General features: G+C 65.4%; 14 protein-coding genes and 1 tRNA gene. 4 read left to right on the forward strand and 11 right to left on the reverse strand.

The window, feature by feature from the left end; all coding sequences use genetic code 11:
• Positions 1 to 7: 7 nt before the first annotated feature.
• Positions 8 to 520 (forward strand): aminoacyl-tRNA deacylase, encoded by a 513-nt coding sequence (locus JYA52_RS08770; protein WP_205652801.1) that lies wholly within the window; start codon positions 8 to 10, stop codon positions 518 to 520.
• Positions 521 to 657: 137 nt separating this feature from the next.
• Here the strand turns inward: JYA52_RS08770 and rplL are convergent, their stop codons facing one another.
• The 4 genes from rplL to JYA52_RS08790 all read right to left on the reverse strand — a co-directional run bounded on the left by rplL (position 658) and on the right by JYA52_RS08790 (position 4314).
• Positions 658 to 1035 carry a 50S ribosomal protein L7/L12 gene (gene rplL, locus JYA52_RS08775; RefSeq protein ID WP_091251969.1) on the reverse strand — a complete coding sequence of 126 codons (378 nt, stop codon included), beginning with the start codon at positions 1033 to 1035 and terminating at the stop codon, positions 658 to 660.
• A gap of 78 nt (positions 1036 to 1113) precedes the next feature.
• Positions 1114 to 1701, reverse strand: coding sequence for a 50S ribosomal protein L10 (gene rplJ, locus JYA52_RS08780; RefSeq protein WP_205652802.1), 588 nt, complete (start codon positions 1699 to 1701; stop codon positions 1114 to 1116).
• Positions 1702 to 2025: 324 nt separating this feature from the next.
• The gene (locus JYA52_RS08785) at positions 2026 to 3141 is read right to left on the reverse strand and encodes a GNAT family N-acetyltransferase (protein WP_205652803.1); all 1116 of its coding nucleotides are present in this window, start codon (positions 3139 to 3141) and stop codon (positions 2026 to 2028) included.
• Between the two features lie 90 nt (positions 3142 to 3231).
• Complete coding sequence (locus JYA52_RS08790; RefSeq protein ID WP_240460127.1) at positions 3232 to 4314, reverse strand: GNAT family N-acetyltransferase; 1083 nt, start codon at positions 4312 to 4314, stop codon at positions 3232 to 3234.
• Positions 4315 to 4408: 94 nt separating this feature from the next.
• On the opposite strand from JYA52_RS08790, the gene JYA52_RS08795 reads away from it, so the two are divergent.
• Positions 4409 to 4834, forward strand: a complete 426-nt coding sequence (locus tag JYA52_RS08795; protein ID WP_205652805.1) for a hypothetical protein — start codon at positions 4409 to 4411, stop codon at positions 4832 to 4834.
• Positions 4835 to 5331: 497 nt separating this feature from the next.
• Here JYA52_RS08795 and rplA read toward each other — a convergent pair whose 3' ends face one another.
• The 5 genes from rplA to JYA52_RS08820 all read right to left on the reverse strand — a co-directional run bounded on the left by rplA (position 5332) and on the right by JYA52_RS08820 (position 8205).
• Complete coding sequence (rplA, locus tag JYA52_RS08800; RefSeq protein ID WP_205652806.1) at positions 5332 to 6039, reverse strand: 50S ribosomal protein L1; 708 nt, start codon at positions 6037 to 6039, stop codon at positions 5332 to 5334.
• Positions 6040 to 6230: 191 nt separating this feature from the next.
• On the reverse strand, positions 6231 to 6662 hold the full coding sequence (gene rplK / locus JYA52_RS08805) for a 50S ribosomal protein L11 (RefSeq protein ID WP_003803853.1): 432 nt from the start codon (positions 6660 to 6662) through the stop codon (positions 6231 to 6233).
• Positions 6663 to 6793: 131 nt separating this feature from the next.
• Complete coding sequence (gene nusG, locus JYA52_RS08810) at positions 6794 to 7654, reverse strand: transcription termination/antitermination protein NusG (RefSeq protein WP_205652807.1); 861 nt, start codon at positions 7652 to 7654, stop codon at positions 6794 to 6796.
• A 113-nt stretch (positions 7655 to 7767) separates the two neighbouring features.
• Complete coding sequence (gene secE / locus JYA52_RS08815; RefSeq protein ID WP_205652808.1) at positions 7768 to 8052, reverse strand: preprotein translocase subunit SecE; 285 nt, start codon at positions 8050 to 8052, stop codon at positions 7768 to 7770.
• Between the two features lie 80 nt (positions 8053 to 8132).
• Positions 8133 to 8205, reverse strand: a tRNA-Trp gene (locus JYA52_RS08820).
• A 295-nt stretch (positions 8206 to 8500) separates the two neighbouring features.
• Here JYA52_RS08820 and JYA52_RS08825 point away from each other — a divergent pair.
• Positions 8501 to 9718 carry a pyridoxal phosphate-dependent aminotransferase gene (locus tag JYA52_RS08825; protein WP_205652809.1) on the forward strand — a complete coding sequence of 406 codons (1218 nt, stop codon included), beginning with the start codon at positions 8501 to 8503 and terminating at the stop codon, positions 9716 to 9718.
• Positions 9719 to 9922: 204 nt separating this feature from the next.
• On the opposite strand, the gene JYA52_RS08830 is transcribed toward JYA52_RS08825, so the two are convergent.
• A complete protein-coding gene (locus tag JYA52_RS08830; RefSeq protein ID WP_205652810.1) occupies positions 9923 to 10612 on the reverse strand; it encodes a LuxR C-terminal-related transcriptional regulator in 690 nt (229 codons plus the stop codon).
• Complete coding sequence (locus JYA52_RS08835; protein WP_205652811.1) at positions 10609 to 12072, reverse strand: ATP-binding protein; 1464 nt, start codon at positions 12070 to 12072, stop codon at positions 10609 to 10611. Before JYA52_RS08835 ends, JYA52_RS08830 begins: the two co-directional genes overlap by 4 nt.
• Positions 12073 to 12196: 124 nt before the next feature.
• Between JYA52_RS08835 and JYA52_RS08840 the strand changes: the two genes are divergently transcribed.
• Positions 12197 to 13792 (forward strand): PspC domain-containing protein, encoded by a 1596-nt coding sequence (locus tag JYA52_RS08840; protein ID WP_205652812.1) that lies wholly within the window; start codon positions 12197 to 12199, stop codon positions 13790 to 13792.

A 13792-nucleotide genomic window follows, 5' to 3' on the forward strand; every position in this document is an offset into this window, starting at 1 on the left:
CCCGTCAATGGAGGCCTTGTCAGCCGCGGGGGCCGATGGCTCGGGAGCCGCCGGCCCCGGACGGGAGCGCTTCCTGGCCGACGCCGCGGCCCGCGGCCTGGACGTCGAAATCGTGGAGCGGCTCGCCGCCCACAGCCTTGAGGAGGCTGCGCAAATCCTCGGGATCACGCCGGCCGATATCGTGAAGTCGCTCGTGGTGAAACACAAGGACGGCAGCTTCCTGTTTGCCCTCATTCCGGGCGACCGCCAGATCTCCTGGCCCAAGCTGCGGAACCTCGTGGGCGTCAACAAGCTGTCCATGCCCGCGGCGGACGTTGCCCTCGAAGCCACGGGCTACGAGCGCGGGACCATCACCCCGCTGGGCAGCACCAGGGCCTGGCCTGTCTACGCAGACCGGACCATTGCCGGCCGCCGCATCTCGATGGGCGCCGGCCAGCACGGCTACAGCGCCTTCGTCGACGCCGATGCCCTGGTGGCCGCGCTCGGCGCCGTGGTGGCGGACATCAGCGATCCCAACTAGGTAGCACTTGAGCTGCTACCTGGTGGGCCCACACCCGCAGGGTTCCCTGGCCGAGCTTGCGAGGCGAGGGTGCGGGTGGGGATAAACGCAGGAATCCCCGCCCACCGGAGTGGACGGGGATTCCTTCAAAGCAGTCGTTACTTGAGGGTAACGGTGGCACCGGCAGCCTCGAGCTGCTCCTTTGCCTTCTCGGCAGCTTCCTTGGTGGCGCCTTCGAGAACAGCCTTGGGGGCGCTGTCAACCAGGTCCTTGGCTTCCTTGAGGCCGAGGGAGGTGATGGCGCGAACTTCCTTGATCACTGCGATCTTCTTGTCGCCAGCAGCTTCGAGAACGACGTCGAAGTCGGTCTTCTCTTCAGCTTCTTCTGCAGCGGCGCCGCCGGCGGGGCCAGCAACAGCAACAGCAGCAGCAGTAACTTCGAAGGTCTCTTCGAAGAGCTTGACGAACTCGGAGAGCTCGATGATGGTCAGTTCCTTGAAAGCTTCAATGAGCTCTTCGTTGGTGAGCTTCGCCATGGTCGGCGTCCTTCCTATAGTGGTGATCGGGCGGCGACATGCCGTGCCCTCACACCGGAGTCTGGTTTGAAAAGAGAACTAGTTCTCTTCTGCGGCGGCTTCAGCCGGAGCTTCGGCCTCTGCTGCTTCTGCGGCGGGTGCTTCTTCAGCGGCGGGAGCTGCGGCTTCAGCCGGAGCACCGTTCTCTTCTTCAAGCTTGAGGCGCAGTGCGTCGATGATGCGTGCAGCAGCGGCAGCAGGGGCCTTGAGGATGCCTGCAACCTTGGCGAGCTGCAGCTCGCGGGACTCGAGTGCTGCCAGGGCAGCAACTTCGCTGGCGTTCAGTGCCTTGCCCTCGAAGTAACCGGTCTTGATGACCAGCTGCTTGTTGGTCTTGGCAAAATCCGTCAGGCTCTTGGCAGCTGCAACTGCGTCACCCTTGATGAACGCGATTGCAGTGGGGCCGGCGAGCTGGCCGTCGAATGCTTCGACACCGGCTTCCTTGGCTGCAATGGCGGTCAGGGTGTTCTTGACGACCGCGAACTTGGTGTCCTGGCCGAGAGAAACACGCAGCTGCTTGAGCTGTGCAACGGTGAGCCCACGGTATTCGGTCAGGACAGCGGCGTTCGATTCCTTGAAATCGTTAGTGATCTCAGCTACTGCTGAAACCTTGTTAGGCGTTGCCATAACCCTCCTTCCGGGGATAGTGCCGGTATTCCGGGTCCCCGCTCAGGTGAGCTAAAACTAAAAACGCCCCGCGCAGATGCACGGGGCTTGGCTCAACGCGGTTCAGAACCGCGGAGCTTTGCTTCGTTCACCTGCGCTGGCCGCCCTATGTTCAGGGTCCTTCGTCCGGAAACCCACTGGCTCTCCCGCACACAACTGCAGAGTTGAGCTGAGCTCGAAAGAGTGGATTTCCAACAACCGACGGTCTTTGGTAGTTCAAGCCTACGGGACACCGCACCGGACCGCCAAATCGGCGGTCCGCCGGCAGGCTTCGACCGGTGCAGCTCAGCTTTTGCTGGGCCGCCGATCCGGAAGTTCCTTCTGCCAGATCCCGGTAACGCCCGCCGTCGTGAATCCCAACTGGCGGTTGACCGTCAGGAGGTACCGGTTTTCCGGGGCGTTCCAGGTGTAGATGACGCGTGCGTCGGGGAACTGTTCCGTGAGCCGTTCCATGTTGGCCACCTTGATCAGCAGTCCCAGCTTGTTGCCGCGGTGTTCCTGCAGCACCACGGTGTCGTCCTGGAAGACCACGTCCTGCCGCTGCGCCAGCACACTGATGGTGGTTAGCCCCACCAGCGTTCCGGTGGCAATGTGCTCGACGGCGGTCACCACCGTGCGCCGCCCCTGGGCGATGGTCACCTCCTCCGCCTCGCGCAGGATGCGGGCATCGAACACCATCCCGTCGTCCTCGCTTCCGAGGGCCGGCAAGGCATCCCCGCCGGCCTGGTTCTCAAGGACCGCGACGGCTTCGAGCCAGCGCTCCGGGCAGCGGTCGGTCCAATGGTGCAGGCGGTAGCGGCCGTTGTTCGTTTCCTCCGCTTCGGCCTCGAGTTCGGCCACGAGCTTGGTGTCCAGCGGCAGGGCACAGGAACTGAACTGCTCGATGTGCTGGAGCGTGTAGCCGGTACGGCGGGCAAAGTCGACTTCCCTGCTCCCGAGGGGCACGAAACCCTGCCCGGAGCCCGGCACCAACTGCTCGGACGCAAACTCATGCAGCGACGCCCCGGGGTGGTTCGTGTCGATCAGGATCATGGTCCGGCCCTCATCGCGGGCAAAACCCTCCGCGGCCTCCAGCAGCTGCCGGCCGACGCCCTGGCCCTGGTATTCGGGCAGGATGTCCAGCGTGAACTCCGCCAGGTCCAGGTTGTCGGTCAGGGGCAGGGCGATGTCCACGGTGCCCACGATCTCGCCGTCGATCTTGGCAACCAGGATGACCTGCCGCTCGTAGGGATCGTCGAGCTCAAGGAGCTTCTCCAGCGGGGCGTACGCGAGGTCGTCACTCCCCCAGGTCTGCATCCTGACCTTGCGGCCCACTTCCACTGCGGCCAGAAAGTCCGCAGCGTCGGGCGCATCGATGGAATTTGGGATGAACAACTGCTCTATCCGCACTTCACTTGCCATAGGGGGCATCTTCCCAGCCGTTTCTGCCTCTCGCCCTCTCAGGGTACGGGCTTATGTCCACGCGGAGTATCCACCGCCAGCATATGACGGTCAGCGGCGGCGCTGCCACTCGCCGTCGTACCCGGCGGGCCGGAAGCCCAGCGCAACGTTGATGGCAAGCATGTGGCTGTTCTCCGCGGCATTGAACGTGAGGATCCGCTCAACCGACGGATGTTCCGCTGCCAAGCGCCTCAGATTGAGGATCTTGACCAGCATGCCCAGCCGGTTGCCCCGGTGCTTGGCGGCCACGAGGGTGTCATCCTGTTCGGCGATCCAGGGCTTCGCGGCGGCGTACTGCAGGACAGAATAGGCGGCGAGCTCACCGCTGGCGGTATGCCGTGCCACGGCAACGAGGGACTCCTGCCCCGTTGCCTTCCACTCATCCTCGAGGTGCCGGACCCGTTTGGCATCCCACGCTTCCGGATCGTAGTGGAGGGCCCCGGCGGGGCTGTCGGTGCTCATCCGGGACATGAGCACCGCCATCTGGTCCACATATTCATCGGGGCAGCGGTCCGTCCAGCTGATGAGCTCATAGCGGTCCCCGGCGATTGATCCGGCTTCCTGTTCGAGCGCGTCCAGGATCCCGTTCGACGGCGGCATGTCCAGGGCGCTGAAGCGCGTCACCTGCTCCAATGCGTAGCCGGCAGCACGGGCGAACCGCACGGCCCTGGACTCCGCCGGAACACCGCCCGTGCCGGTGCCGGGCCTGAGGATCCCTGGCCCGTCAGGATCGAACTCGGGAGGATGCTCGGTGAAGCTCTGCAGAGTGGTCCGCCCGCTGCCGGCGGCAACATCCTCGGCGTGCCGCAGCAGCGCGCGCCCGATGCCCCTGCCGGTGAACTCGTTCAGCACATCCACCCGGACCATGGCGTCCTGGAGGTTCTCTTTCAGCGGCAGCCTGATCCACGACCTGGCGGCCATGCGTCCGTCGAGGCGAACGAAGAAAAGCCGCATCTGCTGGTAGTCGTCGTCCCTCCACGCCTCGAGCCGGGCTTCGCGGGGAGCTGCGCGGTCAAGGTTGCCCCACGTTTCCAGTACCAGGGCGTCGCTGAGCTCGCTGTATTCCAGGAAGTCGGCAGCGCCCGCCGCTTCGAGGGAGGCCGGGAGAACCAGAGGCTCGATGCGGTAAGACATCGTCGTCACCGGTTCAGCCTAGCTTTGTGGCCCCGCACGCTCCAGAGGTGGGCCTTGACTCCGTGGAAACCTGGGTAGCCGGTAGGTTGTCTTCATGCAACCGGAGTGGAGTCCCCGCATCAGCTGGCCTGATCTGCCCAACCACGTTCAAACCGGAGTCGAACAGATCCCGGGCGAGCCTGTCGTGCAGACGGCAGCCCAACAGGGCGGGTTTTCCCCGGGGACCGCCGACAGGGTGCGCACGGTTTCGGGCCGGCGGGCGTTCGTCAAGGCCGTCGGCCCCCATCTGAATGAGCACTCACCGGCGCTCCACCGGCGGGAAGCGGCAATCACTGCGGCCCTGCCGGACACGCTGCCTGCGCCCGCATTGCTCGGAACCTTCGACGACGGTGACTGGGTGGCGCTGGTCCTCAGCGATGTGGACGGCCGGCATCCGCACGTCCCCTGGCGCGCCGGGGACTGGCGGCCGTCCTGGACGCGCTCTTGGTGCTGTCACGGACGCCTGTCCCTGCGGCCCTGAAGCACTTGCCCACGCTGGCGGAGGAGTTGGGCGGGGGCTTCAGGGGCTGGGCCCGGATTCGCAGGAATCCGCCCGCAGGCTGTGATCCGTGGATTCTGGAGAATCTCGGCGTGCTCGAACAGCTTGCGGAATCCGGGCTGGAGGACCTGAAGGGAGGTTCGCTGGTCCACACCGATGTGCGGGCGGACAACATCCTGATTACGCCCGGCTGCGGGGCGGTCCTCGTGGACTGGCCGTGGGCTTGCATCGGTCAGGTTTGGGCGCCTACTTCACCGATGCCGCCCGCCTGCCGTCCCCGCCGGGACTGCCCACCCTGCCGACATTCCAGCGCCGACAGGCCGAGGCCGTCATCCGCTGGCTCCGCGATCGGCTCTCGTGACCCGGTGGCCCGTATGCCGAATCCCTGCAGCGAATCCGCGAAAACAAAAGGACCGCCCGGCGCAGTGCCGGGCGGTCCTTTAGTGTCTGCCGGAATACCGGCGGGCGGTTCGCGAGGATTAAGCCTCGGTCAGCACCTTGGTGACGTTGGGGTCAACGGTGATGCCGGGACCGAACGTGGTGGCAACCGTGGCCTTCTGGATGTAACGGCCCTTGGAAGCCGACGGCTTCAGACGAAGCACCTCTTCCAGAGCCGCTGCGTAGTTCTCAGCCAGCTTGACGGCGTCGAACGAAACCTTGCCGATGATGAAGTGCAGGTTGGAGTGCTTGTCGACGCGGAAGTCGATCTTTCCACCCTTGATGTCGTTGACAGCCTTGGTGACGTCAGCCGTCACGGTGCCGGTCTTCGGGTTCGGCATCAGGTTACGCGGACCGAGGACCTTACCGAGGCGGCCAACCTTGCCCATGAGGTCAGGGGTGGCAACGGCTGCGTCGAAGTCGGTCCAGCCGCCGGAGATCTTTTCGATCAGGTCGTCGGAGCCAACGAAGTCGGCGCCGGCAGCGATTGCTGCCTCAGCCTTGTCGCCGGTTGCGAAAACGAGAACGCGGGCGGTCTTACCGGTGCCGTGCGGCAGGTTGACGGTGCCACGGACCATCTGGTCAGCCTTACGCGGGTCAACGCCCAGGCGGAAAGCAACCTCAACGGTCGCGTCGAACTTGGAAGGGTTGGATTCCTTCGCCAGGCTGATGGCCTCGAACGGGGCGTAGACCTTGTCTGCCTCGATCTTGGCTACGGCTGCCTCATATGCTTTGCTGCGCTTTGCCATGCTGCTTATTTCTCCTTGTGCAGTTGTGGTCTGCGGACCGCGCTGGGCCCTGCCACAGTCGGTAGTCCGGCTGTTTTTATCCGAACCGGATTTCCGACATTCAAATGTTTCAATGGTGCCGGTTTCCCGGCGGTGCTGCCCGTCGTCGTCGTCGGTTTCCCGATCCCGGCGCCGTATCAGCGGTGAGGGAATTAACCCTCGACGGTGATGCCCATGGAGCGGGCGGTGCCGGCGATGATCTTCGCTGCGCCTTCGAGGCTCGTGGCGTTGAGGTCTTCCATCTTGGTGGAGGCGATCTCGTTGACCTGGGCCTGGGTCAGCTTGGCAACCTTGACGGTGTGCGGGGTAGCTGAACCCTTGGCGACGCCTGCAGCCTTCTTGATGAGCTCTGCAGCCGGCGGGGTCTTGGTGATGAACGTGAAAGAACGGTCTTCGTAGACCGTGATTTCAACGGGGATGACGTTTCCGCGCTGGGCTTCCGTCGCAGCGTTGTACGCCTTGCAGAATTCCATGATGTTGACACCGTGCTGGCCAAGCGCAGGACCGATCGGCGGGGCCGGGTTGGCGGCACCTGCCTGGATCTGCAGCTTGATGAGGCCGGTGACCTTCTTCTTGGGAGCCAATGTAGGGTCCTTCTCTCAAATACGTCCTGGGACACAGGAGCGTGCCTCAGGTGGTTGACCGCCATGGCGAGGCGGCCTGCCGTCCTGGAACTGCTAAAGCGGGCAGTCCGGGACGAAATCTGTGGGTGTTGCTAGATCTTGGAGACCTGGTTGAAGGCCAGCGTGACCGGGGTCTCGCGTTCGAAGATGGAAACCAGCACCACAAGGGTCTGGGATTCGATCTTGATCTCGGAGATCGTGGCGGGGAGGGTCTCGAACGGACCTTCCTTGACGATGACGGACTCGCCGACTTCGAAGTCGACGTCCACGGGAGTGGCGGCGTGCTTGACCGGCTTGCCCTTCTCGGCCTGCTCTTCCTCGAAGACCGGGGCGAGCATGGAGAAGACCTCGTCGAGGCGCAGCGGCACGGGGTTGTGGGCGTTGCCCACGAAGCCGGTGACACCCGGTGTGTGGCGGACGGCGCCCCAGGAGGCGTCGGTCAGGTCCATGCGGACCAGAACGTATCCGGGGATGCGAACGCGGTTGATGACCTTGCGCTGGGCGTTCTTGATCTCAACGACTTCTTCCATCGGCACCTGGATTTCGAAGATGTAATCTTCCATGTCCAGGGTCTGGATGCGGGTCTCAAGGTTGGCCTTCACGCGGTTTTCGTAACCGGCGTAGGAGTGGATGACGTACCAGTCACCCTCCTGGCGGCGCAGCTTGGCCTTGAACTCTTCGGCTGGATCGACGGCGGCCTTGGCGGCAGCGGCGGCGAGGGCGTCCGAGTCTTCGTCGCCTTCTTCGCCTTCGGCCTCGTCTGTTTCGTCCTCGGAGTCAGACTCGGCGTCTACGTCTGATTCGTCGCCAGCTTCAGCAGCGGCATCAGAGTCGGAATCGGGCGCAGCAGACTCAACCTCAGACCCTTCGACGGGCTCAGCCGCGGCGTCGGCCGCGCTGTCCGCGGGCCCATCCAGCTCAGTCTCAGTTACCTCGAGCTTGTGCTCAGACACTTGGTCTCCTGCTTCCTCATTGCCTAACTTGCCTATTTAAATGGCTCAATTCCGCACACTTCGCAGCTCTTCCGAAAATCGGAAGAGTCCACGCAGTCTGCGGACCGATCGCCTTAGCGGTCCTGGGGGGCCGTACCGCCGAAGACCCAGCTCACCGCGGTGCCGAAGCCCAGGTCCAGCAAGGTGACGATGACCATCATGATGGCCACGAATACCAGCACCACGAGCGTGTAGTTGATCAGTTCCTTGCGGGTCGGTGCAACGACCTTCTTCAGTTCGCCGATTACCTGGCGGACGAAGAGTGCGATTCGAGCGAAGAAGCCTGCCTTGGCGGCTTTCTTTGCGGGGCGGCCCTTGGAGCTGCTTGCAGCTGTTTCGGTCACCTGGTCCTCACTCATCCTCGCAATGTCGGATTACCCGGCTCTGAACTGAACCATGGTTGCTGCGCTTGCTCCGGCTTCCGCCGGAACAGCTTGCGCAGGGCAGACAGGACTCGAACCTGCAACCTGCGGTTTTGGAGACCGCTGCGCTACCAATTGCGCCACTACCCTATGGACCAACACTGATCCCTGTGGATTGAAAACTGATACACGCCGCGCTTGACCCACAGACTTCCCTGAGGCGCACGCCATCATCGTGTTTTCAACACCGGAGAACTAGTCTACGCAACAACTTCGCTTACGTCGAACCAGCTCATTTCGGACTGCCGCGGCGGAGGAGGAAACCTGACCGGGATTCGGTCACATATCCGCGCCCCACCTCGAACGATCCGGTGAACAGCATAGAGTAGATTCCGTCGAATTCCACCATTCAGCTATCGAGCTGCAATCGAAGAACGGACCCGCCATGTCTGCCGCCCGCGTTTCCCAGCGCATTTCCGCCATTGCCGAATCCGCCACCCTGGCTGTCGACGCCAAGGCCAAAGCGCTGAAGGCGGCCGGCCGGCCCGTGATTGGCTTCGGCGCAGGCGAGCCCGACTTCCCCACGCCGGACTACATCGTCAAGGCCGCCATCGAAGCCGCCAGCCAGCCGAAGTACCACCGCTACTCCCCTGCCGGCGGCCTGCCGGAGCTGAAGAAGGCCATTGCCGAGAAGACCTTCCGGGACTCCGGCTACAAGGCCGATCCCTCCCAGGTGCTGGTCACCAACGGCGGCAAGCAGGCCGTGTACAACACCTTCGCCACGCTCGTGGACCCGGGCGACGAAGTGATTGTTCCCACACCGTTCTGGACCACATACCCGGAAGCCATCCGGCTGGCCGGCGGTGTGCCGGTGGAGGTTTTCGCCGGGCCCGAGCAGGACTACCTCGTGACCGTGGAGCAGCTGGAAGCGGCGGTCACGGACCGCACCAAGATCCTGCTCTTTGTCTCCCCCTCCAACCCCACCGGTTCCGTGTACTCCCCCGAACAGGTCGCGGAAATCGGCCAGTGGGCTGCCGCCAAGGGCCTGTGGGTGGTCACCGACGAGATCTACGAGCACCTGACCTACGACGGCGTCCCCTTCACCTCGATCGCCACGGCGGTTCCCGAATTGGGCGACAAAGTTGTCATCCTCAACGGCGTGGCCAAGACCTACGCCATGACCGGCTGGCGTGTGGGCTGGATGATCGGCCCGGCCGACGTCATCAAGGCCGCCACCAACCTGCAGTCCCATGCCACGTCCAACGTGTCCAACATCCCGCAGATCGCGGCCCTCGCTGCCGTGTCCGGGCCGCTGACCGCTGTCGACGAGATGAAGGTCGCCTTTGACCGCCGGCGCAAGGCGATCGTCGCCGGACTCAACGCCATCGAGGGCATTGAATGCCCGACGCCGAAGGGCGCCTTTTATGTCTACGCGGACGTTCGCGCTCTGCTCGGCAAGGAGTTCCCGACGGCGAACGGTCCCGTCCGGCCTGCGACGTCCGCCGAACTCGCGGCGCTGATCCTGGACGAGGTTGAGGTTGCCGTAGTTCCCGGCGAAGCCTTCGGCCCCTCCGGCTACCTGCGGCTGTCCTACGCCCTCGGTGACGATGACCTCGCCACCGGCGTTGCCCGCCTGCAGGAGTTCCTTGGCAAAGCCCAGTAGCAGACGCTCCCTCACTTCCCGCCGCAACTTTCCCCAACGCTCCCGCACATCCTGCAGGAAAAACACGGGCGCTCCCTCACATCCTGCAAGAAATACTCAAACGCTCCCGCACCAAAAAGGTGCGGGAGCGTTTTCGTTTGGGCGGCAGGACGTGAGGGAGCGTCGGGGGTTGTGCGGCAGGAAGTGAGGGAGCGTTGGGGTGGGCTAGAGGAGGCGGCGCTCCGCGGCCCACTTGGTGAGTTCGTGCCGGCTGGAGAGCTGCAGCTTCCTCAGCACCGCCGAGACGTGCGTCTCCACGGTCTTGATCGAGATAAACAGTTCCTTGGCCACTTCCTTGTAGCTGTAGCCGCGTGCGATGAGCCTCATGACCTCGAGTTCGCGGGCTGAGAGCTTGTCCAATTCGTCGTCGGCAATGTCGGCGGGGGCTGTACCGAACGCGTCCAGAACGAAGCCGGCGAGCCGCGGCGAAAACACGGCGTCGCCACCGGCCACCCGGAAGACCGCGTCCGTGATCTCGGTCCCGGAAATCGTCTTGGTCACGTAGCCACGGGCGCCGGCACGGATCACAGCGACGACGTCCTCGGCGGCGTCCGACACGCTGAGCGCCAGGAACTTGGTGGCGCCCAGCAACGCGGCCGAGCCGGCGATGACCTCCCGCCCTCCGCCGCCCAGGCCGCCGGGGAGGTGCACGTCCAGCAGCACCACCTCGGGACGGGTGCGGGCGATGACCTCGATGGCCTGCTCCACCGTTCCCGCCTCACCCACGACGATGACCCGCGGATCCAGGTCGGCTTTCAGGCCCGAACGGAAGATTGCGTGGTCGTCCACGATCACTACCCTCACGGTTTCCCCCTGACCTTCTGCCCGCGTTCCGTCCAGTGCCGGCGTGCTCATGGCTTTCCTTCCCCGTTTTCAGCGGCGGCGGCAGGGAGCCTCAGGCGAACCTCCGTGCCATCCGGGCTGCTGTTGATATCGGCGGTGCCGCCGTGCCGTTTCATACGGCCAATGATGGATTCCCGGACACCAAGCCTGTCCTCCGGAACCGTGTGCAGTTCGAATCCTGTTCCGCGGTCCTTCACGAAGACTTCGACGCCGCCGTCGGACACCTCAAGGTACACGGACACGGGTCCGCCGCCGTGGCGGGAGGCGTTGAGCATGGCCTCGCGGCTGGCCTGGACCAGGGCCTCGTGCCGGTCGGTCATCACGGTGTCGCCCACGCTCACCACGTCCACCGCGTTGCCGAGACCGTCTTCGACCTCGGCAGCGGCGGCCTTGATCCTGTCAGAGAGCTGACCTGACTCCTTGGCCGGGTCCTTGAAGAGCCAGCCGCGCAGTTCCCTCTCCTGTGCCCGGGCCAGCCTCACGACGTCGTGCTCATTGCCGGCGCGGCGCTGGATCAGGGCAAGAGTCTGCAGAACCGAGTCATGCAGGTGGGCGGCGATCTCGGCGCGCTCGGTCTCGCGCACCCGGCCGGCTCGTTCGGTCTCGAGGTCGCGCCAGAACTTCAGGCCCCAGGGAAGCAGCACCAGCGCCACGCCGCCGAGCACCGCCACGGACGCGAGCAGCGCCAGCCAGGTCTGCTCCCAGGAGCCCGAGCCGGACACCATCACCAGCACGCCGGCCACCACGAGCGCCAGCCCGGCGGCCAGCCGTGCCCAGCCGCCCGCCTGGTCCGCCTTGGTCTTGTCCACCAGGCCCGCGCGGCGTGTCTCATCAAGCTGCATCCAGGCGATGGCTGCACCGCCGAGGATCGCGGCGGCGGGGATGAGCGTCCCCAGCGGGACGTCCGCACCAAGCAGCCTGGCAATCAGGATCCCGGCTACGAGCAGCAATCCGGAACCGAGCAGGATTTCCTTGCCGTAGCGCATGCTGCGCACCCGGAACCAGGCGCCGGTGCCCGCTGCGGACGCACTGGCGGTGCCGGGTGCCGCGCCGGCGGTGAAGGGTGCCGCGCCGGCCGCCGTCGGCTGGAAGGAGGGTCCGGCGTCGTACATTGCGGACGGGAAGGTGGCCGGCTGAAGTTGAGCGTCGGCGGTAGCGGACGGAATCGTGGGGCCGCCAACCGGGGGGCTGCTCCCGGGGCGGCTGTCCACTGCTGGGCCGCTCACCGCGGGTGCAATCGGCGACGCCGGCCGCCTGGCGTTCCGCCGGGCGGCTTCGTCTGCGGTTGGAACCATGATCCAGAGCCACGCGTAGAAGACGAACCCGGCGCCGCCGGCGAGCGCGGCCACCGCCATGCCGAGCCGCACCATGCGCACCGGCCAGCCCAAGTGGGCTGACAGGCCGGAGCAGACTCCGGCGATCATGCGGTCGCTGCTGCGGACCAGCGGCGGGCGGACGGGAACGGTGGTCATGCATCAATCCAAACACGGATCAGGGTTCCGGGGACCGCATTCCAGCCGGGACCAGGGTCAGGTCAGGGGCGGCTCAGGGTACTCCCCAATAGAGACGGAGAGCGCTGAACGGCAGTATCGAAGTATGAACTCGCAAAACCCAAACCCCTCTGATGGGCAGCAGTCCGCCGACAAGTCTGACGACCAGGCGCACTCCCCCGAAGCATCCCAGCCGGAGCCTTCGGCTGACCGGCCCGCTGAACCCCGGCACGACGCCGCGCCCGGCCCGCAGACCGAGCCTCTGCTCCCTCCGCCGCTCTACACCCACGGCCTGCCCGGAAACCACGGCGCGGCCGGCGGCTCCGTCGGTGCCGCCTTCGGCGCGGCCTACGGCCAGCCGCCCCGGCAGCTGGACTTCTTCGACTGGATCCGCAGCCACGGGATAAACCGCGGACGCGACCGCTGGATCGGCGGTGTCTCGAGCGGCATCGCCGAGCGGATGGGCATCGACCCACTGATCGTCCGGGGCGTCTTCATCGTGCTGACCCTGTTTGCCGGCATCGGTGTGCTGCTTTACGGCATCGGCTGGGCACTCCTGCCCGAACCGGACGGCCGGATCCACACGCAGGAGGCAGGCGCCGGCCGCTGGACCAGCGGCATGACAGGCGCCCTGGTGACCACGGTCATCGGTTTCACGGGCCTGGGCGGCGGTTTCTGGGGCTGGGGCCGCGACGGCTTCGGCTTCTTCTGGGCCCTGTTCTGGATCGGCGGCCTTGTTTACCTCATCTATTTCCTCACCCAGCGCGACAGGAAGGGCACTGGAGCAGCCATGAACAACACACCGGCGGACAGCAGCTCCGCGTATGGATACACAGCCGCGGAGGGCTCCCCCGCCACCGGCTCTGCAGCCTCGTTCGCTGCGGGTTCGCCGGGCACTTCCAGCGCTTCAGGCGCGTCGAGCACCTTCGGCGCCGGGCCGGCGTCGGGACCCAACCCGCCGTACGCACCCAATAACCCCTACGCCCCCAACACCCCGTACGGCGGCGGCTTTGGCAGCGTGCCGCCCCGCGGACCGGCCCCGGTGCCCGCCCCCGTTCCGGCACCGAAATCAAAGCCGGCCGGACCCGGCACTCCTGCCGTCGCCATCACCGCCGGCCTGGCGCTGCTGGTAGGAGGCTCCCTCAAGGCGCTCGACGCCGGCAATGTGATTGATCTGGGCAGTTCCGCCAACGCTGTGGTCTGGGCCAGCGGCGCCGCCGTCCTTGGCCTGGGAATCCTGCTGGCGGGCCTCAGGGGCAGGACCTCGGGGATACTCGGCTTCTTCGCCGTGGCCGCCCTAATCATCGGCGGCGTCTTCAACGCAGTTCCGAACGGTGAACGGTTCCGCTTCCAGGACGCAGACTGGAACCCCGCCAGCATCGAGCAGGCCCGCGACGGGTTCCAGATCACGGGCGGCCGGGGAACTGTTGACCTCACCGGACTGAACGCGACCGCGCCGCTGCCCAGCGACGTCGTAGTCCCCATGGACGTGACCGCCAGCAACGTCACGGTCATCCTGCCGAGCACCGTGCCGGTGGACGTCCGGGCCGACATGACGCTGGGAAACCTCCACGAAGGCACGAACCAGCGCGGCGGCATCACCTCAAGGCAGAGCAGCTACAACACAGACAGGCCCGGCGCACGGCTGATCCTGCAGATCGACGGAACGGTCAGCAACATCACCATCCAGGAAGGAAACTGA

Origin of the sequence: Arthrobacter pascens, assembly GCF_017052465.1 — a bacterium.
Taxonomy (GTDB): domain Bacteria; phylum Actinomycetota; class Actinomycetes; order Actinomycetales; family Micrococcaceae; genus Arthrobacter; species Arthrobacter pascens.

Excerpts from the sequence above, each read along its gene's own strand:
- rplL (WP_091251969.1), bottom strand. The coding sequence starts at position 1,035 with ATGGCGAAGCTCACCAACGAAGAGCTCATTGAAGCTTTCAAGGAACTG.
- rplJ (WP_205652802.1), bottom strand. The coding sequence starts at position 1,701 with ATGGCAACGCCTAACAAGGTTTCAGCAGTAGCTGAGATCACTAACGAT.
- JYA52_RS08830 (WP_205652810.1), bottom strand. The coding sequence starts at position 10,612 with ATGAGCACGCCGGCACTGGACGGAACGCGGGCAGAAGGTCAGGGGGAA.
- JYA52_RS08795 (WP_205652805.1), top strand. The coding sequence starts at position 4,409 with ATGCAACCGGAGTGGAGTCCCCGCATCAGCTGGCCTGATCTGCCCAAC.
- JYA52_RS08840 (WP_205652812.1), top strand. The coding sequence starts at position 12,197 with ATGAACTCGCAAAACCCAAACCCCTCTGATGGGCAGCAGTCCGCCGAC.
- JYA52_RS08825 (WP_205652809.1), top strand. The coding sequence starts at position 8,501 with ATGTCTGCCGCCCGCGTTTCCCAGCGCATTTCCGCCATTGCCGAATCC.
- JYA52_RS08790 (WP_240460127.1), bottom strand. The coding sequence starts at position 4,314 with ATGTCTTACCGCATCGAGCCTCTGGTTCTCCCGGCCTCCCTCGAAGCG.
- secE (WP_205652808.1), bottom strand. The coding sequence starts at position 8,052 with ATGAGTGAGGACCAGGTGACCGAAACAGCTGCAAGCAGCTCCAAGGGC.
- JYA52_RS08835 (WP_205652811.1), bottom strand. The coding sequence starts at position 12,072 with ATGACCACCGTTCCCGTCCGCCCGCCGCTGGTCCGCAGCAGCGACCGC.
- JYA52_RS08785 (WP_205652803.1), bottom strand. The coding sequence starts at position 3,141 with ATGGCAAGTGAAGTGCGGATAGAGCAGTTGTTCATCCCAAATTCCATC.
- JYA52_RS08770 (WP_205652801.1), top strand. The coding sequence starts at position 8 with ATGGAGGCCTTGTCAGCCGCGGGGGCCGATGGCTCGGGAGCCGCCGGC.
- rplA (WP_205652806.1), bottom strand. The coding sequence starts at position 6,039 with ATGGCAAAGCGCAGCAAAGCATATGAGGCAGCCGTAGCCAAGATCGAG.